Source organism: Mycobacterium intracellulare ATCC 13950 (assembly GCF_000277125.1).
GTDB lineage: Bacteria > Actinomycetota > Actinomycetes > Mycobacteriales > Mycobacteriaceae > Mycobacterium > Mycobacterium intracellulare.
On sequence record NC_016946.1, the window covers coordinates 3,697,397 to 3,717,799 of the forward strand.

Here is a 20,403-nt window from a genome sequence, read left to right on the forward strand (position 1 = left end):
GCCGCCGCGCCGGGGTATGTGGCCCACCATGGCCCCGACCTCAGCACCGTCCCTGCGCGCCCTCGCGCTGGTCTGCTCGTTGAAGAAGAGCCCCGCGCCGTCCAGCAGCGACCTGCTCGCCGACCAGTTGCTCGATCAGCTGCGCGGCGCGGGCGTCCAGGGCGAGAAGGTGCGATGCGTGGACCTGGCGCTGCTGCCGGGTGTCGAGGCCGACATGGGCCCGGGCGACGAGTGGCCGGCGGTGCTGACCAAGATCAAGGCGGCCGACATCGTCATCGTGTCGACGCCCACCTGGGTCGGGCACATGTCCAGCGTCGCGCAGCGCGTCCTGGAGCGCCTGGATGCCGAGCTGTCCGACACCGACGACGCGGGACGGCCGGCAATGGTGGGCAAGGTGGCCCTGGCCGCGGTCGTCGGCAACGAGGACGGCGCGCACAAGATCGTGGCCGACCTCTTTCAGGCGCTCAACGACATCGGGTTCTCGATCGCCGCGCAGGGCTGCACCTACTGGAACGGCGAGGCGATGCAGGGCACGGACTACACCGACCTCGACGACGTCCCGGACGCGGTCGCGTCCGCCACCGCCAACGCGGCCCGCAATGCCGTGCACCTGGCCACGGTGCTGCGGCAAAACCCTTATCCGGCATACGAATAACGCGCGCGAGTCACCACTGCTCGTGGGGCACGTCGAAGTCGACGCACAACGCCCGCCAGACGTCGCGGGGCTCGATGCCCTCCTCGATGGCCTGGGCGGCCGTCCGGCCGTCGAAACCGGTCAGCACGTGATCGACCAAGACCGATGACCCGTAGGTGGAACCGAAGCGCAGCACCACCCGCTCGTGAAACTCCGTTAGCCGCACGCCAGTGAACATACCCAGCGGGCATGGATCGGACACCGGCGCGCGACGCCGGTCATCGCCAGCTGGCCGGCAGGTCGATGATGTGATTCGGGCAGTCCTCCTGGACCGCGAGGGACATGGTGTCGCGGGCGTGTTGCGCCGACATCGTGGCGCGCAACCGCATGAAGGCGTATTCGGCCGGCGCGAGTCCCTGCTCGGCGGCGGCGGGATCGTCCATCAATTGACAGGCCTGCTGTTCCTCGGGGCTGTCGGCGCGCGCGACGCCCGCCCCGAACACCGGCCCCGCCAGCAGGGCGCCGGCCGTGACCGCCGTGATCATCCTCATTGCGTGCCTCCCGCCGAAGCATAGGGCCGTGCGGGGCGGGTCATCCGGCCACCGCCAGTGCGTCGTGGCACACTGCGACCGGGTCGGCGACGTCGGCGATGCTAGCGGCGGCCCGCCGCGCCGCGGCCCGGTAGCCCGGCGCTGCCAGCACGTCGTTGACCGCGGCCACCAGCGCGTCGGCGCTCAGCGGACGAACCAGCCGCGCGCTGCCCTGGCGGACGATCCGGTTGGCGATCTCCCACTGGTCGCCGCCGCCGGGCACCGCGACCAGCGGCACCCCCGCCAGCAGCGTCTTGGCCACCATGCCGTGCCCGCCGCCGCAGATCACCACGTCGGCGTGCGTCAGCAACTCGGCCTGGCTGCCCAGCCCGGCCACCGCCCACGGCGGCACCGTCAGCTCCGCCCCGCCCAGCCGCGAGACCACCACCCGCGCCCCCGGCGGCAGGGTGTCCCCCGGTATCAGGCAGGCCAGCGCCACCTCGGCCAGGCCTTCGGTGCCGGTCGACGCGGTCGACGGCGCGACCACGACCACGGGCCCGGACCCCGCGGGGATGTCCAGCGCCCGGTCGGTCGGCTCGAAGTGCAGCGGGCCCACCAGCACTGCCTCCGGCGGCCAGTCCGGGCGGGGCACCTCGCACGCGGGCAGCGTGGCGATCAGCCGTCGCAGCGGACCGGGGTCGGCGGCCGGCAAGCCGATCTCGGTGCGCACCGCCGCGCGCTGCCGCAGGCCCGCCCGCCAGGAGCGCGCGGTGAGCGCGCGCATCGCGGCGTCGCGCAACCGGCCCCGGATGCCGGTCCCCGGCGCCAGCCCGCTGCCGATCGGGGGCAGGCCCTTCGACGGCAGGTACAGCGGATGCGGATTGAGCTCGATCCACGGGATCCCCAACAGCTCGGCGGCCATCCCGCCGCCCGCGGTGATGACGTCGGAGACCACCAGGTCGGGCGCCAGGTCGCGCAGCGCGGGCACATTGAGCACAGCCATCCGCGCGGCGCGCCGGTGGATCCGGGCCCCGGCGTCGACGTCGTCGTCGGTGGCCACCAGCCCGTCCAGCGCGACGGCGTCGATGCCGGCGCCGCGGGCGGTGTCGATCCATTCGGCGCCGGTGAACAGCGTGGGCTCGTCGCCCGCCTCGGCGAAGCGCCGGCACAGCGCGATCGCCGGGAACGAATGCCCGGGATCGGGCCCGGCGACCACGGCGACACGCATCGGGTTCACCCTGCCACAGCGCCCGGCCGCCACGCTCGCCTACGCTGGCAAGATGACCGAGCTGACTGGGACAACCGTGGCGAACACCCGCACGGTCGAGGGATTCCTGAACGCGCTGCAGGACGCCGATTACGAGGCCGCCGATGCCGCTTTGGCCGACGACCTCGTCTACGAAAACGTCGGCCTGCCCACCATCCATGGCCGCGCCAGGGCCATGAAGCTGTTTCGCCAGATGGAGGGCCGCGCGGCCTTCGAGGTGAAGATCCACCGCATCGCGGCCGACGGCGGCGCGGTGCTCACCGAACGCACCGACGCGCTGATCTTCGGCCCCCTGCGGCTGCAGTTCTGGGTGTGCGGCGTGTTCGAGGTGCACAACGGGCGAATCACGCTGTGGCGGGACTACTTTGACTTCTTCGACATGCTCAAGGCCACCGCGCGCGGCCTGGCGGCGCTGGTGGTGCCGTCGCTGAAAGCGGCGTTCTGAGCGGGGGCACGATGATAAACCGGGACGCCGCCCGCACGCGGCCGAATTTCTGGCAGTTCGTCCGCTATTGCTGCGGTGGCCGGCTACCGGACTCGATGCGCGACTGGGTGCGCAACGACCTGGCCGGCAAGGGCGCGAGCGCGCGGATGATGCGCCGCGTGGCGGTGCCGGCGGTGGTGGTGCTGGCGCCGTTCTGGTTGATCCCGACGACGCTCGACGTGCATCTGAGCATGACGCTGCCGATTCTCATTCCGTTCGTGTACTTTTCGCACGCGCTGAACAAGGTGTGGCGGCGCCACATGCTGGCCGTGCACGATCTGGATCCCGAGTTGGTCGACGAGCTGGCCCGCAAGCGCGACGCCCGCATGCACCAGTCGTACATCGAGCGCTACGGCCCGCGCCCGGAAGATTAGCCGGCGCCGCGCAGTCCGCCGAGTTCATCGAACGCCTGCGCCCAACCGAGCAGGCGGTCGGTCGCCCCGGCCAGCTCCGCGCGGTAGCGCTGCGACTCGGTGAGCCCGTCACCGTTGGCAGAGGACACCAATTGCGCTGCGGCGGTGACCATTTCGTTGTATTGGCGAACGCCGGCGCTCAGTTGCGCGGTGAACGCGTTGATGGTGGGCACCAGATACGACCGCGACTGTTCGCTGGCCTGCGCCGCCCGCTCCATCGACACCACCTGCGCGGCCGTGGACGCCATGGCCGCCGAGGTCTTGGTGGCGGCCGCGGTCAGGTCGCGGATCTCGGCCGTCGGCAACATCGCGCCCCGCTCCAGCACGGCCACCAGCGAGAAGAATCCGCGCTCAGAGGCCCCCAGCGCGTACATGGCGGGGCGCGCCGCCGAACCCGGCGGCGGCAGCCGGCGCGCGGTCGTGGTCCGCGGTACCGGCAGCGGCTCGGACCGCAGCCAGCGGTAGCGCAGCAGCAGCAAGGTGGCCGGAATGGCCATGACGACCGCGACCCCGCCGGTGATCTCCAGCAGCAACGCGAACCATCCCCAGGCCGCGAGCAAGATGGTCACCACCGCCCAGAACGCGCACCCGGCGGCGAAGATCAGGCCCCACCGCAGCGCGCGGCGGCGACGGCGCAGCTGGCGTGCGCGCGGATCCGCGGCCGCGCTGATCTTGCGGGCCACCAGGTCGGAAACGTCGGCGGCGGTGGCCAATCCGCGGTGCAGCAGCGCGCGCCACAGGCGGGGCCGCGGCGCGTTCACCGCCATGAGACCGGATTACTGGCCAAGTGGCTTCTCGCTGACCGCACCGCCGGCGCTCTCCGCCGGCGCCGGAGTGGCGGGCGTGGTCCCCGCCGCGGGCGTCCCCCCGGTCGGCAGCGCCTCGCCGCGCATGGAGGCACGGATCTGCTCGAGGCGGGAATGGCCGGCCATCTGCACGCCGGCCTGCTCGACCTCGAGCATCCGGCCCTGCACCGAGCCCTGCGCCAGCTCGGCGGCCCCGATCGCGTTGGCGTAGCGGCGCTCGATCTTGTCGCGCACCTCGTCGAGGCTGGGGACGTTGCCCGGGGCGGCCAGGTCGCTCATCGACTGCAGCGAGGCGCTGACCTGTTCCTGCATCTTGGCCTGCTCGAGCTGGCTGAGCAGCTTGGTGCGCTCGGCGATCTTCTGCTGCAGCACCATGGCGTTCTGTTCGACCGCCTTCTTGGCCTGTCCGGCCGCGTTAAGCGCCTGATCGTGCAGCGTTTTGAGGTCTTCGACGCTTTGCTCGGCGGTGACCAGCTGGGCGGCGAACGCCTCCGCGGCGTTGTTGTATTCGGTGGCCTTGGCGGCGTCCCCGGCGGCGGTGGCCTGGTCGGCCAGCGTCAGGGCCTGACGCACGTTGACCTGAAGTTTTTCCACGTCCGCCAGCTGACGGTTGAGCCGCATCTCGAGTTGCCGCTGGTTGCCGATGACCTGCGCGGCCTGCTGGGTCAGCGCCTGGTGCGTGCGTTGCGCCTCCTCGATGGCCTGCTGGATCTGCACCTTGGGGTCTGCGTGCTCGTCGATCTTCGCGTTGAACAGCGCCGTGAGGTACTTCCACGCCTTGACGAACGGATTGGCCATGAGTTAGCTCCACCTTCGCTTCCTGAGGGGCCGGATGGTTCCGGATCGACCCTGACGGGCCGCGCGCCTGACGCTCAATTTAGTGGGTCGGCGCCGATCGCCCCACCCTTTGCGCGGCATCGGCCGACCGGCACTCAGGCCAGCGCGAGCGACGCCACCGGCGGAATGACGACCTTGGTGCTGACGTCGATGCTGCTGCCCGCGGCCGCGTCGGCGGGCACGCCGGCGGGGGCCCGCTCGTGGGCCCGTTCCTGGCCGGCCATCCGCTCACCGGCGTCGGTGAGAACCGACGACAACGGGACGTCCAGCGCGTCGCAGATCGCATTGAGCAGCTCGCTGGACGGCTCCTTGCGGCCGCGCTCGACCTCGGACAGATACCCGAGGCTCACTCGCGCCGAATCGGACACCTCACGCAGCGTGCGGCCCTGTGCCGTGCGGGCCTCGCGCAGCACGTCGCCGATCACCTCGCGCACCAATGGCGGCATCCCGCCCTCCTTCGTCCAGTCGGCCCTGCGCGGCACGTCGTCAGCTTGCCTCCGGCAGGTGCTCATTAGGTGAACGCCGTCAGCGGCGGTCTGGTTCCCGCTCGGCGGCCAAAGAATCAGCCGTTCGTGCGGCGCAGTTCCCGAACGGTCGAGACCACGTAGTCGATCCCGGTGATCACCGTCAGCACGATCGCCGCGCCCATCACCACCGCGGCGGCCACCCGGAACGGTCCCCCCAGCGGCAGGACGAACAATCCGATAGCCAACACCTGAACGACGGTCTTGAGCTTGCCGCCCCAGCTGGCCGGGATGACGCCGCGGCGGATCACGGCCAGCCGCAGCACGGTGACCCCGAATTCGCGAACCAGGATCACCACGGTGACCCACCACGGCAGCTCCCCGAGCATCGACAGGCCGATCAGCGCCGATCCCACCAGGGTCTTGTCCGCGATCGGGTCGACGAACGCGCCGAATTCGGTTGCCATGCCGTAGTTGCGGGCCAGCAGGCCGTCCAGGCGATCGGTGATGCACGCCACCGCGAAGATCAGGAACGCCACCACCCGGAAGCCGGGCTCCTGGCCGTCACCGGCGAACAGGGCGAGCAGAAAGACCGGGACCAGCACCAGCCGCAGCAGCGTCAGCGTGTTGGCGAGGTTGGCGATGTTCGCGCGGCCTACCACCGGACCGGTCTGCGGCTGCCCCGACACGGCAACAGAATAACCGTTGACCAGCGTCGCCGTTCCCGATGCCGATACTGTTAGCCGTGAGCACAAGTCCACAGGGCTACCGGCCGCTGGTGCGGCGAGCGCGAACATCCGACGTTCCCGCCATCAAGCAACTGGTCGACACCTACTCGGGCAAGATCCTGCTTGAAAAGAACCTCGTGACGCTCTACGAGGCCGTTCAGGAGTTCTGGGTGGCCGAGCACGAGGGCCGCGTCGTCGGTTGCGGCGCGCTGCACGTGCTGTGGGCCGACCTCGGCGAGGTGCGGACCGTCGCGGTGAACCCGGCGATGACCGGCCACGGCATCGGCCACGCGATCGTCGACCGGCTGCTCGAGGTCGCCCGCGAGTTGGCGCTCAAGCGGCTGTTCGTGCTGACGTTCGAGACCGAGTTCTTCGCGCGGCACGGGTTCACCGAGATCGAGGGCACGCCCGTCACCGCCGAGGTGTTCGAGGAGATGTGCCGCTCCTACGACATCGGTGTGGCCGAGTTCCTGGACCTGAGCTACGTCAAGCCCAACATCCTCGGCAACTCCCGGATGCTGTTGGTGCTCTAACCGGCCGGACTTCCACGCTCGCGCTAGTCGGGGTCGGGGTCGCCGCCGTCGGCGTCGGCGCCGCCCCGGATCAACGCCAGCGTCCCGGCCAGCTCGTCGGGCTTGATCAGCACCTCGCGCGCCTTGGACCCCTCCGACGGCCCGACGATGCCGCGGGTCTCCATCAGGTCCATCAGCCGGCCGGCCTTGGCGAAGCCGACGCGCAGCTTGCGCTGCAGCATCGAGGTGGAGCCGAACTGGCTGGACACCACCAGCTCGACGGCCTGCAGGAAGACGTCCATGTCGTCGCCGATGTCGGGGTCGACGTCGGTGCGTTCCCCGGTGGGCTTGGCGGTGGTGACGCCCTCGGTGTACTCGGGTTCGGCCTGGTCCTTGCAGGCGGTGACGACGGCCTGGATCTCCTCGTCGGTGATGAAGGCGCCCTGCAGCCGGATCGGCTTGCCCGCGCCCATCGGCAGGAACAGGCCGTCGCCCATGCCGATCAGCTTCTCCGCGCCGGCCTGGTCCAGGATCACCCGGGAATCGGTGAGCGACGACGTGGCGAACGCCAGCCGCGACGGCACGTTGGTCTTGATCAGCCCGGTGACCACGTCCACCGACGGGCGCTGGGTGGCCAGCACCAGGTGAATGCCTGCGGCGCGGGCCTTTTGGGTGATCCGCACGATGGCGTCCTCGACGTCGCGGGGCGCGGTCATCATCAGGTCGGCCAGCTCGTCGACGATCGCGACCACGTACGGGTAGGGCCGGTATTCGCGCTGGCTGCCCAGCGGCGCGGTGATGGCGCCGGAGCGGACCTTCTCGTTGAAGTCGTCGATGTGGCGCACCCGCGACGCCTGCATGTCCTGGTAGCGCTGCTCCATCTCCTCGACCAGCCATGCCAGCGCCGCCGCCGCCTTCTTGGGCTGGGTGATGATCGGGGTGATCAGGTGCGGAATGCCCTCGTACGGCGTGAGTTCCACCATCTTCGGGTCGATCAGGATCATCCTGACCTCTTCCGGGGTGGCCCGGGCCAGCAGCGAGATCAGCATCGAGTTGACGAAGCTGGACTTACCGGATCCGGTGGAGCCGGCGACCAGCAGGTGCGGCATCTTGGCCAGGTTCGCCGAGATGAAGTCGCCCTCGATGTCCTTGCCCAGCCCGATCACCAGCGGGTGATGGTCGCGCCGCGTCGACGGCGCGGTGAGCACGTCGGCCAGCCGCACCATTTCGCGGTCGGTGTTGGGCACCTCGATGCCGACGGCGGACTTGCCGGGGATGGGCGCCAGCATGCGCACGCTTTCGGTGGCCACCGCATACGCGATGTTCTTCTGCAGGGCGGTGATCTTCTCGACCTTCACGCCCGGGCCCAGCTCGACCTCGTAGCGGGTGACGGTCGGTCCGCGGGTGCAGCCGGTGACCGCCGCGTCGACCTTGAACTGGGTCAGCACCTCGGTGATGGCGTCGGCCATGACGGTGTTGGCGGCGCTGCGCTTCTTGGGCGGGTCCCCGGCCACCAGCAGGCTCAGCGACGGCAGCACGTAGGGGCCCTCGACGACCCGGTCCAGCTCGATGGTGTCCTGCTTGTCCGCCGACCGTCCGCGCTTGCGGCCCCGCGCCGCGCCGGGCTCTGAGCCGGGTTGCAAGGCGGGTTCGGGAACGGTGGGGATGTCGTCCTGCAGCGCGGCCTGGGCGTCGTCGTCCGGTGACCACGGCGCCGGCTCGCTCGAGGCGTCGTCGGAGTAATCGTCGGGTTCGGCGTCGTCGAACTCGTCGGCGTAGTCGTAGGGCTCGTCGTCGTAGTCCTCGTCGACGAACCGCGTGTGGAACAGGTTGCGCATCACCACGGGCACCTCGCGGATCGTGGTGCCCGTCAACAGCAACAGCCCGAACATGAAGCCGATGAACAGCAGCGGCGCCGCGATCCACGGGGTGAGCCCGTCCGCGAGCGGCCCGCCGATGGCGAAGCCGATGAATCCCGCCGCGCGCCGGCGCGCCTCCGGGTCGCCCGGCGAGCCCGACCACAGGTGACGCAGGCCGAGCAAAGACAGGGTGATCAGGCTGGCGCCCAGGATCAGCCGGGGCCGCACCTCGGGGTCGGGCTCCGTCCGCATCAGGGTCACCCCCACCGCGGCGGTGACGACGGGCAGTGCCAGCACGCCGGCGCCGATGAAGGTCCGCACCAGGGTGTCGATCCACGCCCCGACCGGCCCGGCGGCGTGGAACCACGAGCTCGCGGCGACCACCACGGAAAAGCCCAGCAACAGCAGCGCGATGCCGTCGCGGCGGTGGCCGGGGTCGATGTCGCGGGCCCGCCCGATTGACCGGGCCGCGCCGCCGGTCCCCCGCGCGGCCATCAACCAGGTGGCGCGCAGGGCGCGGCCACAGGTCAGCCCGATTCCGACCAGTGGTGAGCGATTCCGGCGGCGGGCGGGCTTGCTGGGCTTCCTGCGGGGCGCCGCTGGTCGCGCGCCGCGGGATCCGCCCGCGCGCGAAGGGGCCTTTGACCTGCTCGTTCGGCTTGCGGAGCGGGCGGCGGTCTTACTGGGCATGACGGCAAGGGTAGTCGCAACGGCATCATCTACACCACCCGCCACACTGGTAACCGCCCGGCTTGTGCGGCATGTGGCGGGTCGGCTCCCCGGCCGCGTGAGTAGGGTGACATTTCGGTGAGCGAAGTCGTGCTCGTCACCCGTCCCGGAGCGCCCAGGAGGCCATCAATGCCCGTTGTCGTCGTCGCCACCATGACCGTCAAACCGGAATCGGTCGACACCGTTCGCGACATCCTCACCCGCGCGGTCGAAGAGGTGCACGACGAGCCGGGCTGTCAGCTGTACTCGCTGCATCACTCGGGCGAGACCTTCGTCTTCATCGAGCAGTGGGCCGACGAGGAGGCGCTCAAGGCGCACAGCACCGCCCCGGCGATCGGCAAGATGTTCAGCGCGGCCGGCGAACACCTCGACGGCGCCCCCGACATCAAGATGTTGCAGACGATCTCGGCGGGCGACCCGGCCAAAGGACAGTTGCGCCCCTGATGGCCCCCTCGTCGGAAGGCCCGCTCAAAGGCAAGGTCGCGTTCATCACCGGCGCGGCGCGCGGCCAGGGGCGCGCACACGCCGTGCGACTGGCTGCCGACGGCGCCGACATCATCGCCGTCGATCTGTGCGACCAGATCGCCAGCGTCCCCTACTCGCTGGCCACGCCGGAGGACCTGGCGGCCACCGTGAAGCTCGTGGAGGACACCGGCGCGCGCATCGTGGCCTCCCGTGGCGACGTCCGCGACCGCGAATCCCTGTCGGCGGCACTGCAAGCGGGGCTCGACGTGTTCGGCCGCCTTGACATCGTGGTGGCCAACGCGGGGATCGCTCCCATGCAGTCCGGTGACGACGGCTGGCACGACGTCATCGACGTCAACCTCACCGGCGTGTACCACACGATCAAGGCCGCGATACCCACGATGGTCAAGCAGGGCACCGGCGGATCGATCGTGCTGATCAGCTCGAGCGCCGGGCTGGCCGGCGTCGGCAGCCCGGACGCCGGTTCGGTGGGCTACGCCGCCGCCAAGCACGGGGTCGTCGGGTTGATGCGGGTTTACGCGAATCTGCTTGCCGGGCAGATGATCCGGGTCAACTCCATTCATCCGTCCGGTGTCGAGACGCCGATGATCAACAACGAGTTCACTCGCGAGTGGCTGGCCAAGATGGCCGCCGCGACCGACACACCCGGCGCCATGGGCAACGCCATGCCGGTGGAGGTGCTGGACGTCGAGGACGTCGCCAACGCGGTGGCCTGGCTGGTGTCGGATCAGGCCCGCTACATCACGGGGGTCACGTTGCCGGTCGACGCGGGCTTCCTGAACAAGTAGCGGCCATGGCTCGAAATCCGGTAGCGCAGACGGCGTTCGGCCCCATGGTGTTGGCCGCCGTCGAGCAGAACGAGCCGCCCGGGCGCCGCCTGGTGGACGACGATTTCGCCGAGCTGTTCTTGCCCACCCCGCTGCGGTGGCTGGTCGGCGCGACGCGGTTCGCGCCGGTTCGTCGCCTGATGATCCGCGGCTCGGAGTTCACCGGCCCCGGATTGTGGGCGAACCTGGCCTGCCGCAAGCGTTTTATCGCCGACAAGCTCACCGAGTCGCTCGACGACATCGACGCCGTAGTCATCCTGGGGGCGGGGCTGGACACCCGCGCCTATCTGCTGACGCGTCGGGTCCGCATCCCGGTGTTCGAGGTCGACCTGCCGGTCAACATCGCCCGCAAGTTCAAGACGGTCCGCCGGGTGCTGGGTGAGCCGCCGCTGTCGGTTCGGCTGGTGGCGCTGAACCTCGAGCACGACGACCTGCTCACCGCGCTGGCCGAGCACGGTTATCGCACCGACTACCGGGTCTTCTTCATCTGCGAGGGCGTGACCCAATACCTGACCGAGGCCACCGTTCGCCGCACGCTGGAGGGGCTGCGTGCGGCCGCACCCGGCAGCCGTTTGGTGTTCACCTACGTCCGTAGGGATTTCATCGACGGCACGAATCGGTATGGCACCCGCACGCTGTACCGCAACGTCCGCCAGCGCCGGCAGCTGTGGCATTTCGGCCTGCAACCCGACGACGCCGCCGCGTTCGTCGGCGAGTACGGGTGGCGGCTGGTGGAGCAGGCCGGCCCCGACGAGCTCGCCGAGCGCTACGTCGCACCGACGGGTCGCAAACTCAAGGCGTCGCAACTGGAGTGGTCGGCCTACGCGGAGAAGACCTAACTGGTCAGACCTCGATGACGGTCGGCACGATCATCGGCTGGCGGCGATAGGTTTCGCCCACCCACTTGCCGATGGTGCGCCGGACGCCCTGGGCGATGCGGCTCGGGTCGGTGATGTTCTCGGCCGCAAGCGCTTCCAGCTCCGCCTCGACCCTGCGCACGGCCGGCTCGAGCGCCTTGGGGTCCTCGGAGAAGCCGCGCGAATGCAGCTGCGGTGGGACCACCGGACGTCCGGTGCCGCGGGCGACCACGACGGTCACCGCGACGAAACCCGATGAGAGGATCAGCCTTTCGCCCAGCGTGATGTCGCCGACGTCGCCGTTGATCAGGCCGTCGACGAACATCTTGCCGACGGGCACCGCCCCGGCGATCGCGGCCTTGCCCGCGACCAGGTCGACGCTGACCCCGTTCTCGGCGAGCAGGATCGACTCCTCCGGCACGCCGGTGCGGGCCGCCAGCTTGGAGTTGGCGCGCAGCATCCGCCACGTCCCGTGCACGGGCATGACGTGGCGGGGCCGGATCCCGTTGTACAGGAACAACAGTTCGCCGGCGTAGGCGTGGCCCGAAACGTGAACGCGCGCTTGGGCGTTGGTGACGACGCGTGCCCCGATCTTGGCGAGTTCGTCGATGACGCCGTAGACGGCCTCCTCGTTGCCCGGGATCAGCGACGACGCCAGCACCACGAGGTCACCCGCGGTCAGCGTGATGCTGCGGTGCTCGCCGCGCGACATCCGCGAGAGCGCCGACATCGGCTCGCCCTGGGTGCCGGTGGTGATCAGCACGACCCGCTCGGGCGGCATCATCTCGGCGGCGCCGATGTCGATCACGTCGGAATCGGCCACCCGCAGGAAGCCGAGCTCTCGGGCGATGCCCATGTTGCGCACCATGGAGCGGCCGACGAACGACACCCGCCGGCCCAATGCCACTGCGGCGTCGATGATTTGCTGGACCCGGTCCACGTTGGAGGCGAAGCACGCGACGATGACGCGGCCCTCGGCGCCGCGGATCAGGCGGTGCAGCGTCGGCCCGACCTCGCTTTCCGACGGCCCGACGCCGGGGTGCTCGGCGTTGGTCGAATCGCACAGGAACAGGTCCACCCCGGCGTCACCGAGGCGGGACATGCCGGGCAGGTCGGTCGGCCGGCCGTCCAGGGGAAGCTGGTCGAGCTTGATGTCGCCGGTGTGCAGAACCGTTCCCGCGCCGGTGTGCACGGCGATCGCCAGCGCGTCGGGGATGGAGTGGTTGACGGCGAAGTATTGGCAATCGAACACGCCGTGGGTGCTCTTCTGGCCCTCGGCCACCTCGACGAACACCGGCTTGAGGCGGTGCTCGCGGCACTTCGCGGCGACCAGCGCGAGGGTGAATCTCGAACCGACGACCGGGATGTCGGGTCGCAGCTTGAGCAGGAACGGAATGCCGCCGATGTGGTCCTCGTGGGCGTGGGTGAGCACCAGCGCTTCGATGTCGTCGAGCCGGTCCTCGATATGGCGCAGATCCGGGAGGATCAGGTCGACCCCGGGCTCGTCGTGGGTGGGGAACATCACCCCGCAGTCGATGATCAACAGCCGGCCCAGGTGTTCGAAAACCGTCATGTTGCGGCCGATTTCGCTGATGCCGCCCAGCGCGGTGACCCGCAACCCTCCAGTGGCCAATGGGCCTGGCGGGGCGAGGTCTACATCCACTTCTCGGACGCTCCTTGGGTCACCTGAGCACCGACGCCGCGCGCATATCGGCGGCCAAGGCGTCGACTTGCTCTGGCGTAGCGGGCATTTGGGGCAGCCGGGGATCGCCGACGTCGATGCCCTGCAGGCGCAGGCCGGCCTTGGACAAGGTCACGCCGCCCAGGCGCGCCATCGCGTCGCACAGCGGGGCGACGGTGGAGTTGATCTTGCGGGCGGTGGCGATATCCCCGGAGTTGAAGGCGGACAACATTTCCCGAAGTTGATTGGCCGCCACGTGGGAGATCACGCTGATGAAGCCGGTGGCGCCCATGGCCAGCCACGGCAGGTTCAGCGCGTCGTCGCCGGAGTAGTAGGCCAGGCCGGTCTCGGCGATGATCTGGCCGCCGCTGTGCAGGTCGGCCTTGGCGTCCTTGATCCCGACGATGTTCGGGTGAGCCGAGAGTGCGCGGATGGTCTCGGGCTGGATCGGGATCACCGACCGGGGCGGGATGTCGTAGAGCACCACCGGCAATTCGGTCGCGTCGGCGACGGTGGTGAAATGCGCGATCAGCCCGCTCTGGGGCGGTTTCGAGTAGTACGGCGTGACCACCAGCAGCCCGTGCGCGCCTTCGGCCGCGCAGGCCTTGGCCAGCCGGACGCTGTGCGCGGTGTCGTAGGTGCCCGCGCCGGCGATGACGCGGGCGCGGTCGCCCACCGCCTCCAGCACGACGCGCAGCAGCTCCCGCTTCTCGTCGTCGGTGGTGGTCGGCGATTCGCCGGTGGTGCCGGAGACCACCAGCCCGTCACACCCCGCGTCGATCAGGTGGTTGGCCAGGTGGGCGGCGGTGGCGGTGTCAAGGGAGCCGTCCGGGCGAAACGGTGTGACCATCGCGGTCAGCACGGTTCCCAACCGCGCTGGGGCGTCGAATCCGGCCGTGCTCACGGTGTTCAGGTTACCTGGCGCCGGCAAGCAATTTCGCACCCGCACGAGCGCGCGTTGCCGCGACGCACGCCGGCTCAGCCGTCGCAGGAGTCACACCCGGGCGGGTGGCCGATAAGCGCCCGCCTAGCAGCGACGACGGCGTCTTTGAAGCGTCCCCGATGGTCGGTCAGGCTTCGGTCGCCAACGGGCTGGTCGCGACCTCGGTCCCGTCGGCCAGGGCGGAGATCTCGAAGTCGGCGAACACCGCCGGCGCCGCGCCCGCCAGTTGACGCAGGCATTCGATGGCAAGCCGCCGGATCTCCACGTCGGCGTGCTCGCTGGCGCGCATGGCGATGAAGTGGCGCCACGCCCGGTAGTTGCCGGTGACGACGATGCGGGTTTCGGTGGCGTTGGGCAGCACCGCGCGGGCGGCCTGACGCGCCTGCTTGCGCCGCAAGACGGCGTTGGGCTGGTCGGCGAACTTCGCCTCCAGCTTGGCCAGCAACTCGGTGTAGGTGGCGCGGCTGGCGTCGGCGGCCGCGGCCAGGATCTGCCGCAGTTCGGGGTCGTCTTCCATGCCGGGCGGCACGACGACGTGCGAGTCCGTCTCGGGGACGTAGCGCTGCGACAGCTGCGAGTAGGAGAAGTGCCGGTGCCGGATCAGCTCGTGGGTGCACGAGCGCGACAGGCCGGTGATGTAGAACGACACGCTCGCGTGCTCGAGCACCGAAAAATGTCCGACGTCGATGATGTGCTTGATGTAGCCCGCATTGGTCGCGGTCTTGGGGTTGGGTTTCGACCAGCTCTGGTAGCAGGCCCGGCCGGCGAACTCGACCAGCGCGGGGCCGCCGTCGGCGTCGGTGCTCCACGGGACGTCCGGGGGCGCCAAGAACTCGGTCTTGGCGATCAGTTGCACGCGCAGCGGCGCGATCTCGGCCACGGCGCTCACCTTAAGGCGTGCCGGGCGGATCGGTGTCGCAGGCCGGACATCAGCTGATCGCCCGCAGGTCGGCGGCCAGGTCTCCCCGCCCGGAGACGCTGAACCCGCCCAGGCCCAGCCAGGACGCCATGGACCGAAGCTCGCCGGCCAGCGCGGCGGCCACGCGGGCTTTGGGGGTGTCGGGCTCGGCGAATGCGCCGACGACACGCAGTCTGTCGGCGGGCCGGTCGGCCTTGAGGTCGACCCGCGCCACCAACCGCCCGTCCATCAGCAGCGGCCACACGTAATAGCCGTACTGCCGTTTGGCCGCCGGCGTGTAAATCTCTATGCGGTAATGGAATTCGAAGAGCCGCTCGACCCGGGGCCGAAAGAAGATCAGCGGGTCGAACGGGCACAGCAGCGCGGTGCCGCGGTCGGCGCGCGGCACCGTCCGGCCCGCACGCAGGTAGGCGGGGGCGGACCAGCCGTCAACGTCGACCCGCTCGATGTCACCGGCGGCCAGTAACTGGGCGATCGCGGGCTTGACCTGCGCGGCGGACAGCCGGAAATAGTCGCGGATGTCGGCCTCGGTGCCCACCCCCAGCGCGGTGGCCGCCCGCAGCGTCAGTTCGCGGAGCGCCTCGTCGTCGTCGACCTCGCGGGCCAGCACCGCGGCCGGCAGCACCCGTTCCACCAGGTCGTAATGGCGGGCGAAGCCCACCCGGGTGGCCGTGGTGAGCACCCCGGCCGAAAACAGCGCCTCGGCCACCCATTTGGTGTCGCTGCGGCTGCCCCACCAGCTTCCGCGTGGCCCGCGCGGCCCGGCGGCCAGATGCGCCTCGATCTGGCCGGCCGTGCTGGGCCCGAGCTCGGCGACGGCGGCGACCACCTTCTCGGCCAGCCGCGGATTGGCCTTGACGATGTGGGTCCCCCACCGGCCGTGGCGGTACTGGCGCATCCGCCAGCGCAGCAGCGGCCAGTCCTCGACGGCCATCAGCGCGGCCTCGTGCGCCCAGTACTCGGCCAGCAGCCGCGACGAACGCGGGCCCCAGGCCGCGCGGTCGAGCACGTCACGGTCGTAGGGGCCGAGCCGGCTGAACACCGGGGCGTAATGGGCGCGCACCGCCACCGAGACCGAATCCAGTTGCAGCACTTGGATTCGGGAGATCAGCCGTTTCAGGTGCGCCCGGGTGATCTCGCCGCCGGGCCGGGGCTCGGTAAATCCTTGGGCCGCAACGGCTATCCGCCGGGCTTGAGCGGCGGAGAGCCTGCGGGTCGACACGGCGCCGAGAATACCCCGCCGTCGGGGCCCGTCGGCGCGGGCTGGCGCGAGCTCAGCTCGCGCGGACCTTGCCGTCCACCGGAGCCAGGGCGCCGTCCTCGGACGGGTTCTTCTGTTCTTGGTAGGCCGCCTCGAGTGCGGCCGGAACGCCGTCGAGGTCGCGGTAGACGCCCATCAGCTGCTCGAGGATCTCGATCCGCTGCGCGGTCGCCTCATCGACCGCGCGCCGTGCCTTGTCACGGTAGTGATCGGCCCCCTGCTTGGCGTCACCGAGGAGCCGCTCGCACTCCAGCTCGGCGTTTCGCCGCGCTTCGTCGATCGCCGCCTGGGTTTCGGCGCGCATCTCGGCCAGTTCGGCGTCGAGCTTTTCCTTGGTCTGTTCGTACTCGGCTTCCAGCGCCTTTTGCTGGGCGGCCATGTCGGCGAGCACCTCGTCGCGCTTGCGTTCGGCGGCTTCGGCCTCGGCCTCGGCCGCCGCGATCAGCGCGTCCGCCTCGGCGCGCGCCTCGGCCTGCATCTCGGCGACCTCGTCGACCGCGCGCTGCAGCATTTTCGCCATCCGCTTCTGCATTGCGTGCGGCGAGGGTGACGTGTCGGTGAGGGCGGCGACCTCCTTGCGCAGCGCGGCGGTTTGCTCGCCGGATTCCTGCAGCCGGGCCCGCAGGCTTTCGACGTCGTCAAGCAGCAGCTGCTGCTTGGTGGTCAACATTTCGATGTGGGCATCGACGGCGGACGCGTCGTAGCCCATGAACTTTCGCGAGAACGTCTTCACGGGTTCGGTTATCACTGCCAATTCCCCCTTCTGACCAAACTCCTGGTAGACCCTGCGACCGACCCCGAGTCCGAGTATGTCAGGTCGGGGCCGGGCGCGAGCGGCTGCGCAGGCTCAGCGACGGTAGCTGTGGAAGCGGTACCGCAGCCCGGACCGGCTGGCCTGCCACTCCCCCGTCTCGCCCACCCAGGTGTCGTCCAGGGCGGGCGCCAGCGCGTCGTCGTCGTCGCGGCGCAGGTCGAGCTCGATCTCGGTGACCTCGCACCGGGTGGCGTACGGCAACGCGGCCAGATACACCTGCCCGCCGCCGATCACCCAGACCGCGGGCTCCCCTTCGGCCCGGGCGAAGGCTGCGTCCAGCGAGCCGACCACCTGCGCCCCGTCGGCGGCGAAGCCGTCCTCGCGGGACAGCACGACGTTGCGCCGGCCGGGCAGCGGCCGCACCTTGGCCGGCAACGAGTCCCAGGTCCGCCGGCCCATCACCACGGTGTGCCCGATCGTCACCTCTTTGAACCGGGCGAGGTCTTCCGGCACGTTCCAGGGGATGCCGCCACCGCGCCCGATGACGCCGGAGGTCGACTGGGCCCACACCAGGCCCACTGTGGTAGAGCGCCGCTCCTCATCGCTTCGCTCTGCATCGTCGCGGGCGCGGGCGGCAGAGCGTGTCATACCGCGACGGGGGCTTTGATGGCCGGGTGCGGATCGTAGTTGCGCACGACGACGTCGTCGTAGGTGTAGTCGAAGATAGAATCACGTTCGCCCAGAACGAGTTCCGGGTAGGGCCGCGGCTCGCGGCTCAGTTGCAGCCGCACCTGCTCGACGTGGTTGTCGTAGATGTGGCAGTCCCCGCCCGTCCACACGAACTCGCCGACCGACAGGCCGGACTGGGCGGCCATCATGTGCGTCAGCAGCGCGTAGCTGGCGATATTGAACGGCACGCCGAGGAACAGGTCGGCGCTGCGCTGGTAAAGCTGGCAGCTCAGCCGGCCGTCGGCCACGTAGAACTGGAAGAAGGCGTGACACGGCGGCAGCGCCATCTGGGGGATCTCGCCGACGTTCCAGGCGGACACGATGATGCGCCGCGAGTTGGGGTCGGTGCGCAGCAAATCCAGGGCGGCGCTGATCTGGTCGACGTGCTCACCCGTCGGCGTCGGCCAGGACCGCCACTGTACGCCGTAGATCGGCCCGAGATCGCCTGTGTCACTTGCCCATTCGTCCCAGATGGTGACCCCGTGCTCGTGCAGCCAGGCGACGTTGGAATCGCCGCGCAGGAACCACAGCAACTCATACACCACCGACTTGAGGTGCACCTTTTTGGTGGTGAGCAGCGGGAAACCGGCCGACAGGTCATAGCGCAGCTGCCGGCCGAACAGGCTTCGGGTCCCGGTGCCGGTGCGGTCGGATTTGGCCGTTCCCTCGTCGAGCACCAGTCGGAGCAGGTCCTCGTAGGGCGTCGGGATTGGCACGCGGTCAGCTTAGCGGCGATCGCAAGCGCGGCGAAGCCGGGCGCGGCGGGTCGACGCCGATGTTTGGGCGTCTAGGCAAGCGGAGTAGAACGGGTGCCATGCCGAATATCACCGACGTCGTCACCACCCCCGATGGCACCTGCCCGGTGCACCTGTTCACGCCCGACGGTCCGGAATCCCAAGTCCCGTGGCCCGGTGTGGTCATGTATCCCGACGCCGGCGGCGTGCGGGGCACGTTCGAGGAGATGGCCGCCAAGCTGGCCGGATTCGGCTATGCCGTGCTGCTCCCGGACGTCTACTACCGCACCGCCGACTGGGCGCCGTTCGACATGGCGACCGTCTTCAACGACCAGTCAGAACGGGGGCGCCTGTTTTCGATGATCGGCAGCGTCACCCCGGACCGGATGGCCGCCGACGCCACCGCGTTCTTCGACTACCTGGCGGCGCGCCCCGAGGTGTCCGGCGAGCGCTTCGGCGTGTGCGGCTATTGCATGGGCGGGCGGACGTCGCTGATCGTCGCCGGCCGGGTGCCCGACCGGGTGGCCGCGGCGGCGTCGTTCCACGGGGGCGGCCTGGTGACCGACACCGACGACAGCCCGCACCTGCTGGCCGACCGGATGAGCGCGACGGTGTACGTGGGCGGCGCCCAGAACGACGCGTCGTTCACCGCCGATCACGCCGAACAGCTCGACAAGGCGCTGACGGCGGCCGGCGTCGAGCACACCATCGAGTGGTATTCGGCGGGCCACGGATTCGCCGTCCCGGACAACGCGCCGTATGACCCCGCGGCCGCCGAGCGGCACTGGCACGCGATGACGGAGGTGTTCGCCGCGGCGTTCCCGCGCTGACGGTCGCGCGGGGCCGTCAGGTCGGCGGCAGGTTCACCAACTCGGCCAGCCGGGCGCGGTGGCGGTAGCCGGTGCCGAACGCCAGCTGGTCGCTCTTGGCCCGCTTGAGGTAGAGGTGCGCGGGATACTCCCAGGTCATCCCGATGCCGCCGTGCAGCTGGATGCATTCCTCGGCGGCGTGCACGGCGATATCGCTGCAGTAGGCCTGGGCGATGGCGGCCGCCGCGGCCGCGTCGTCGTCGGCCCGGGCGCAGGTGTCGGCCGCGTAGCGGGCCGCGGCCGCGGCGGCGCCGACGTCGAACCACAGGTCGGCCAGCCGGTGCTTGATCGCCTGGTAGGAGCCGATCGTGCGGCCGAACTGCCGGCGCTGCCGGGCGTAGTCCAGCGTGGTGTCGAAACACCATTGGGCGACTCCGAGTTGCTCGGACGCGAGCAAAGCCGCCCCGGTGAGGACAGCATCGGCCACCGGCCCGTCGCCCGCGCCGACCTTCGAGGAGGGCGCGCCCGAAAACGTCACGGCGGCAAGGGGTCTGGTCATGTCCAGCGCGAGCAGCGGCGACACCTGCACGCCCGCCGCGGCGCGGTCGACGGTGTGCAGCTCGAGCCCGTCCGGACCGGTGACGGGCACCACCAGCACGTCGGCCTCGCCGGCGCCGGCCACGGCGGTGACCGATCCGCTGAGTCCGCCGGGTCCGCCGCTGACCCCGGCGACCGGGTCGCCCGGCGCGGTGGTCAGCGGCACCACCAACGCCGCCGTCAGCTCGCCCTGGGCCAGCGCCGAGACGGTCCGCGTGTCCCCGGCGCGCAGCAGTGCCACCGTGGCGAGGACCGCGCTGGACAAGAACGGCACCGGCGCAACGGCCCGGCCGATCTCCTCCATGACCACCGCAGCCTCGCGGGCGCTTGCGCCGGCCCCGCCGAGCGACTCGGGAACGAGCAGGCCGGCCACGCCCAATTCGGTGGCCAGCGTCCGCCACACGCCCGAGAAGTCTTGGGGTTGGGCGTCATACACGCCGGCCACCGACTCGGGCGGGCAACGCTCGGCGAAGAGCTGACGGACGCCGGCCCGCAGCGCCTCTTCGGTGTCCGAATAGAGCAGGTCCCTGGTCAGCACGGCAA

At 70.3% G+C, this 20,403-nt stretch carries 24 protein-coding genes; 8 read left to right on the plus strand and 16 right to left on the minus strand.

Annotated features, from left to right (window positions below; genetic code table 11):
• Positions 1-16: 16 nt before the first annotated feature.
• Entirely contained in the window at positions 17-655 is a 639-nt protein-coding gene (locus tag OCU_RS41775) for a flavodoxin family protein (RefSeq protein WP_008258599.1), read from the plus strand.
• A 10-nt stretch (positions 656-665) separates the two neighbouring features.
• Here the strand turns inward: OCU_RS41775 and OCU_RS41780 are convergent, their stop codons facing one another.
• From OCU_RS41780 to OCU_RS41790, 3 genes are read right to left on the minus strand one after another with little or no spacing between them, the layout of a single operon-like run.
• Positions 666-860 (minus strand): DUF3046 domain-containing protein, encoded by a 195-nt coding sequence (locus tag OCU_RS41780; protein ID WP_407558019.1) that lies wholly within the window; start codon positions 858-860, stop codon positions 666-668.
• 52 nt (positions 861-912) lie between these two features.
• Positions 913-1,185, minus strand: coding sequence for a hypothetical protein (locus OCU_RS41785; protein WP_026071291.1), 273 nt, complete (start codon positions 1,183-1,185; stop codon positions 913-915).
• A 40-nt stretch (positions 1,186-1,225) separates the two neighbouring features.
• Positions 1,226-2,392 carry a glycosyltransferase gene (locus tag OCU_RS41790; RefSeq protein ID WP_036459457.1) on the minus strand — a complete coding sequence of 389 codons (1,167 nt, stop codon included), beginning with the start codon at positions 2,390-2,392 and terminating at the stop codon, positions 1,226-1,228.
• 52 nt (positions 2,393-2,444) lie between these two features.
• On the opposite strand from OCU_RS41790, the gene OCU_RS41795 reads away from it, so the two are divergent.
• Together OCU_RS41795 and OCU_RS41800 are read left to right on the plus strand one after the other, a co-directional pair.
• Complete coding sequence (locus OCU_RS41795; protein WP_009956010.1) at positions 2,445-2,876, plus strand: limonene-1,2-epoxide hydrolase family protein; 432 nt, start codon at positions 2,445-2,447, stop codon at positions 2,874-2,876.
• Positions 2,877-2,887: 11 nt separating this feature from the next.
• Positions 2,888-3,289, plus strand: coding sequence for a DUF5313 domain-containing protein (locus tag OCU_RS41800; RefSeq protein ID WP_008258606.1), 402 nt, complete (start codon positions 2,888-2,890; stop codon positions 3,287-3,289).
• Here OCU_RS41800 and pspM read toward each other — a convergent pair.
• The 4 genes from pspM to pgsA all read right to left on the minus strand — a co-directional run bounded on the left by pspM (position 3,286) and on the right by pgsA (position 6,124).
• On the minus strand, positions 3,286-4,095 hold the full coding sequence (gene pspM / locus OCU_RS41805; protein WP_014380614.1) for a phage shock envelope stress response protein PspM: 810 nt from the start codon (positions 4,093-4,095) through the stop codon (positions 3,286-3,288). The genes OCU_RS41800 and pspM overlap by 4 nt on opposite strands.
• Before the next feature lie 9 nt (positions 4,096-4,104).
• Entirely contained in the window at positions 4,105-4,932 is an 828-nt protein-coding gene (pspA, locus tag OCU_RS41810) for a phage shock protein PspA (RefSeq protein WP_008258608.1), read from the minus strand.
• 134 nt (positions 4,933-5,066) lie between these two features.
• Positions 5,067-5,417 (minus strand): transcriptional regulator ClgR, encoded by a 351-nt coding sequence (clgR, locus tag OCU_RS41815; RefSeq protein ID WP_009955247.1) that lies wholly within the window; start codon positions 5,415-5,417, stop codon positions 5,067-5,069.
• 116 nt (positions 5,418-5,533) lie between these two features.
• Positions 5,534-6,124: a CDP-diacylglycerol--glycerol-3-phosphate 3-phosphatidyltransferase gene (gene pgsA, locus OCU_RS41820; protein ID WP_008258610.1), complete on the minus strand. Its 591-nt coding sequence runs from the start codon at positions 6,122-6,124 to the stop codon at positions 5,534-5,536.
• A gap of 38 nt (positions 6,125-6,162) precedes the next feature.
• Between pgsA and OCU_RS41825 the strand changes: the two genes are divergently transcribed.
• Positions 6,163-6,696 carry an amino-acid N-acetyltransferase gene (locus OCU_RS41825; protein ID WP_014380617.1) on the plus strand — a complete coding sequence of 178 codons (534 nt, stop codon included), beginning with the start codon at positions 6,163-6,165 and terminating at the stop codon, positions 6,694-6,696.
• Between the two features lie 23 nt (positions 6,697-6,719).
• Here OCU_RS41825 and OCU_RS41830 read toward each other — a convergent pair whose 3' ends face one another.
• Positions 6,720-9,224, minus strand: a complete 2,505-nt coding sequence (locus OCU_RS41830; RefSeq protein WP_193375120.1) for a DNA translocase FtsK — start codon at positions 9,222-9,224, stop codon at positions 6,720-6,722.
• 168 nt (positions 9,225-9,392) lie between these two features.
• Between OCU_RS41830 and OCU_RS41835 the strand changes: the two genes are divergently transcribed.
• Genes OCU_RS41835 through OCU_RS41845 form a run of 3 tightly spaced genes read left to right on the plus strand, consistent with a single transcriptional unit; the run spans position 9,393 to position 11,415 of the window.
• Positions 9,393-9,707 carry a putative quinol monooxygenase gene (locus OCU_RS41835; RefSeq protein WP_008258613.1) on the plus strand — a complete coding sequence of 105 codons (315 nt, stop codon included), beginning with the start codon at positions 9,393-9,395 and terminating at the stop codon, positions 9,705-9,707.
• A complete protein-coding gene (locus OCU_RS41840) occupies positions 9,707-10,537 on the plus strand; it encodes a mycofactocin-coupled SDR family oxidoreductase (RefSeq protein ID WP_008258614.1) in 831 nt (276 codons plus the stop codon). Before OCU_RS41835 ends, OCU_RS41840 begins: the two co-directional genes overlap by 1 nt.
• A gap of 5 nt (positions 10,538-10,542) precedes the next feature.
• Entirely contained in the window at positions 10,543-11,415 is an 873-nt protein-coding gene (locus OCU_RS41845; RefSeq protein WP_014380619.1) for an SAM-dependent methyltransferase, read from the plus strand.
• A 4-nt stretch (positions 11,416-11,419) separates the two neighbouring features.
• Here OCU_RS41845 and OCU_RS41850 read toward each other — a convergent pair whose 3' ends face one another.
• The 7 genes from OCU_RS41850 to OCU_RS41880 form a co-directional block, all read right to left on the minus strand.
• A complete protein-coding gene (locus OCU_RS41850) occupies positions 11,420-13,096 on the minus strand; it encodes a ribonuclease J (protein ID WP_026071288.1) in 1,677 nt (558 codons plus the stop codon).
• A 19-nt stretch (positions 13,097-13,115) separates the two neighbouring features.
• Positions 13,116-14,018: a 4-hydroxy-tetrahydrodipicolinate synthase gene (dapA, locus tag OCU_RS41855; protein WP_014380621.1), complete on the minus strand. Its 903-nt coding sequence runs from the start codon at positions 14,016-14,018 to the stop codon at positions 13,116-13,118.
• 166 nt (positions 14,019-14,184) lie between these two features.
• Positions 14,185-14,937 (minus strand): FAD-dependent thymidylate synthase, encoded by a 753-nt coding sequence (gene thyX, locus OCU_RS41860; protein WP_009955239.1) that lies wholly within the window; start codon positions 14,935-14,937, stop codon positions 14,185-14,187.
• A gap of 49 nt (positions 14,938-14,986) precedes the next feature.
• Complete coding sequence (locus OCU_RS41865; RefSeq protein WP_014380623.1) at positions 14,987-16,198, minus strand: winged helix-turn-helix domain-containing protein; 1,212 nt, start codon at positions 16,196-16,198, stop codon at positions 14,987-14,989.
• 52 nt (positions 16,199-16,250) lie between these two features.
• On the minus strand, positions 16,251-16,985 hold the full coding sequence (locus OCU_RS41870) for a coiled-coil domain-containing protein (protein ID WP_009955236.1): 735 nt from the start codon (positions 16,983-16,985) through the stop codon (positions 16,251-16,253).
• Positions 16,986-17,084: 99 nt separating this feature from the next.
• A complete protein-coding gene (locus OCU_RS41875; protein WP_008258621.1) occupies positions 17,085-17,570 on the minus strand; it encodes a dihydrofolate reductase in 486 nt (161 codons plus the stop codon).
• 65 nt (positions 17,571-17,635) lie between these two features.
• Complete coding sequence (locus OCU_RS41880; RefSeq protein ID WP_014380625.1) at positions 17,636-18,436, minus strand: thymidylate synthase; 801 nt, start codon at positions 18,434-18,436, stop codon at positions 17,636-17,638.
• 98 nt (positions 18,437-18,534) lie between these two features.
• Here OCU_RS41880 and OCU_RS41885 point away from each other — a divergent pair, with 98 nt between their 5' ends.
• Positions 18,535-19,284 carry a dienelactone hydrolase family protein gene (locus tag OCU_RS41885; protein ID WP_014380626.1) on the plus strand — a complete coding sequence of 250 codons (750 nt, stop codon included), beginning with the start codon at positions 18,535-18,537 and terminating at the stop codon, positions 19,282-19,284.
• 16 nt (positions 19,285-19,300) lie between these two features.
• On the opposite strand, the gene OCU_RS41890 is transcribed toward OCU_RS41885, so the two are convergent.
• Positions 19,301-20,398 carry an acyl-CoA dehydrogenase family protein gene (locus tag OCU_RS41890; RefSeq protein ID WP_014382932.1) on the minus strand — a complete coding sequence of 366 codons (1,098 nt, stop codon included), beginning with the start codon at positions 20,396-20,398 and terminating at the stop codon, positions 19,301-19,303.
• Between the last annotated feature and the right edge of the window lie 5 nt (positions 20,399-20,403).

Excerpts from the sequence above, each read along its gene's own strand:
- pspA (WP_008258608.1), bottom strand. The coding sequence starts at position 4,932 with ATGGCCAATCCGTTCGTCAAGGCGTGGAAGTACCTCACGGCGCTGTTC.
- OCU_RS41840 (WP_008258614.1), top strand. The coding sequence starts at position 9,707 with ATGGCCCCCTCGTCGGAAGGCCCGCTCAAAGGCAAGGTCGCGTTCATC.
- OCU_RS41835 (WP_008258613.1), top strand. The coding sequence starts at position 9,393 with ATGCCCGTTGTCGTCGTCGCCACCATGACCGTCAAACCGGAATCGGTC.
- clgR (WP_009955247.1), bottom strand. The coding sequence starts at position 5,417 with ATGCCGCCATTGGTGCGCGAGGTGATCGGCGACGTGCTGCGCGAGGCC.
- pspM (WP_014380614.1), bottom strand. The coding sequence starts at position 4,095 with ATGGCGGTGAACGCGCCGCGGCCCCGCCTGTGGCGCGCGCTGCTGCAC.
- OCU_RS41800 (WP_008258606.1), top strand. The coding sequence starts at position 2,888 with ATGATAAACCGGGACGCCGCCCGCACGCGGCCGAATTTCTGGCAGTTC.
- OCU_RS41825 (WP_014380617.1), top strand. The coding sequence starts at position 6,163 with ATGCCGATACTGTTAGCCGTGAGCACAAGTCCACAGGGCTACCGGCCG.
- OCU_RS41845 (WP_014380619.1), top strand. The coding sequence starts at position 10,543 with ATGGCTCGAAATCCGGTAGCGCAGACGGCGTTCGGCCCCATGGTGTTG.
- OCU_RS41790 (WP_036459457.1), bottom strand. The coding sequence starts at position 2,392 with ATGCGTGTCGCCGTGGTCGCCGGGCCCGATCCCGGGCATTCGTTCCCG.
- OCU_RS41795 (WP_009956010.1), top strand. The coding sequence starts at position 2,445 with ATGACCGAGCTGACTGGGACAACCGTGGCGAACACCCGCACGGTCGAG.
- OCU_RS41885 (WP_014380626.1), top strand. The coding sequence starts at position 18,535 with ATGCCGAATATCACCGACGTCGTCACCACCCCCGATGGCACCTGCCCG.
- OCU_RS41785 (WP_026071291.1), bottom strand. The coding sequence starts at position 1,185 with ATGAGGATGATCACGGCGGTCACGGCCGGCGCCCTGCTGGCGGGGCCG.
- OCU_RS41775 (WP_008258599.1), top strand. The coding sequence starts at position 17 with ATGTGGCCCACCATGGCCCCGACCTCAGCACCGTCCCTGCGCGCCCTC.
- OCU_RS41830 (WP_193375120.1), bottom strand. The coding sequence starts at position 9,224 with ATGCCCAGTAAGACCGCCGCCCGCTCCGCAAGCCGAACGAGCAGGTCA.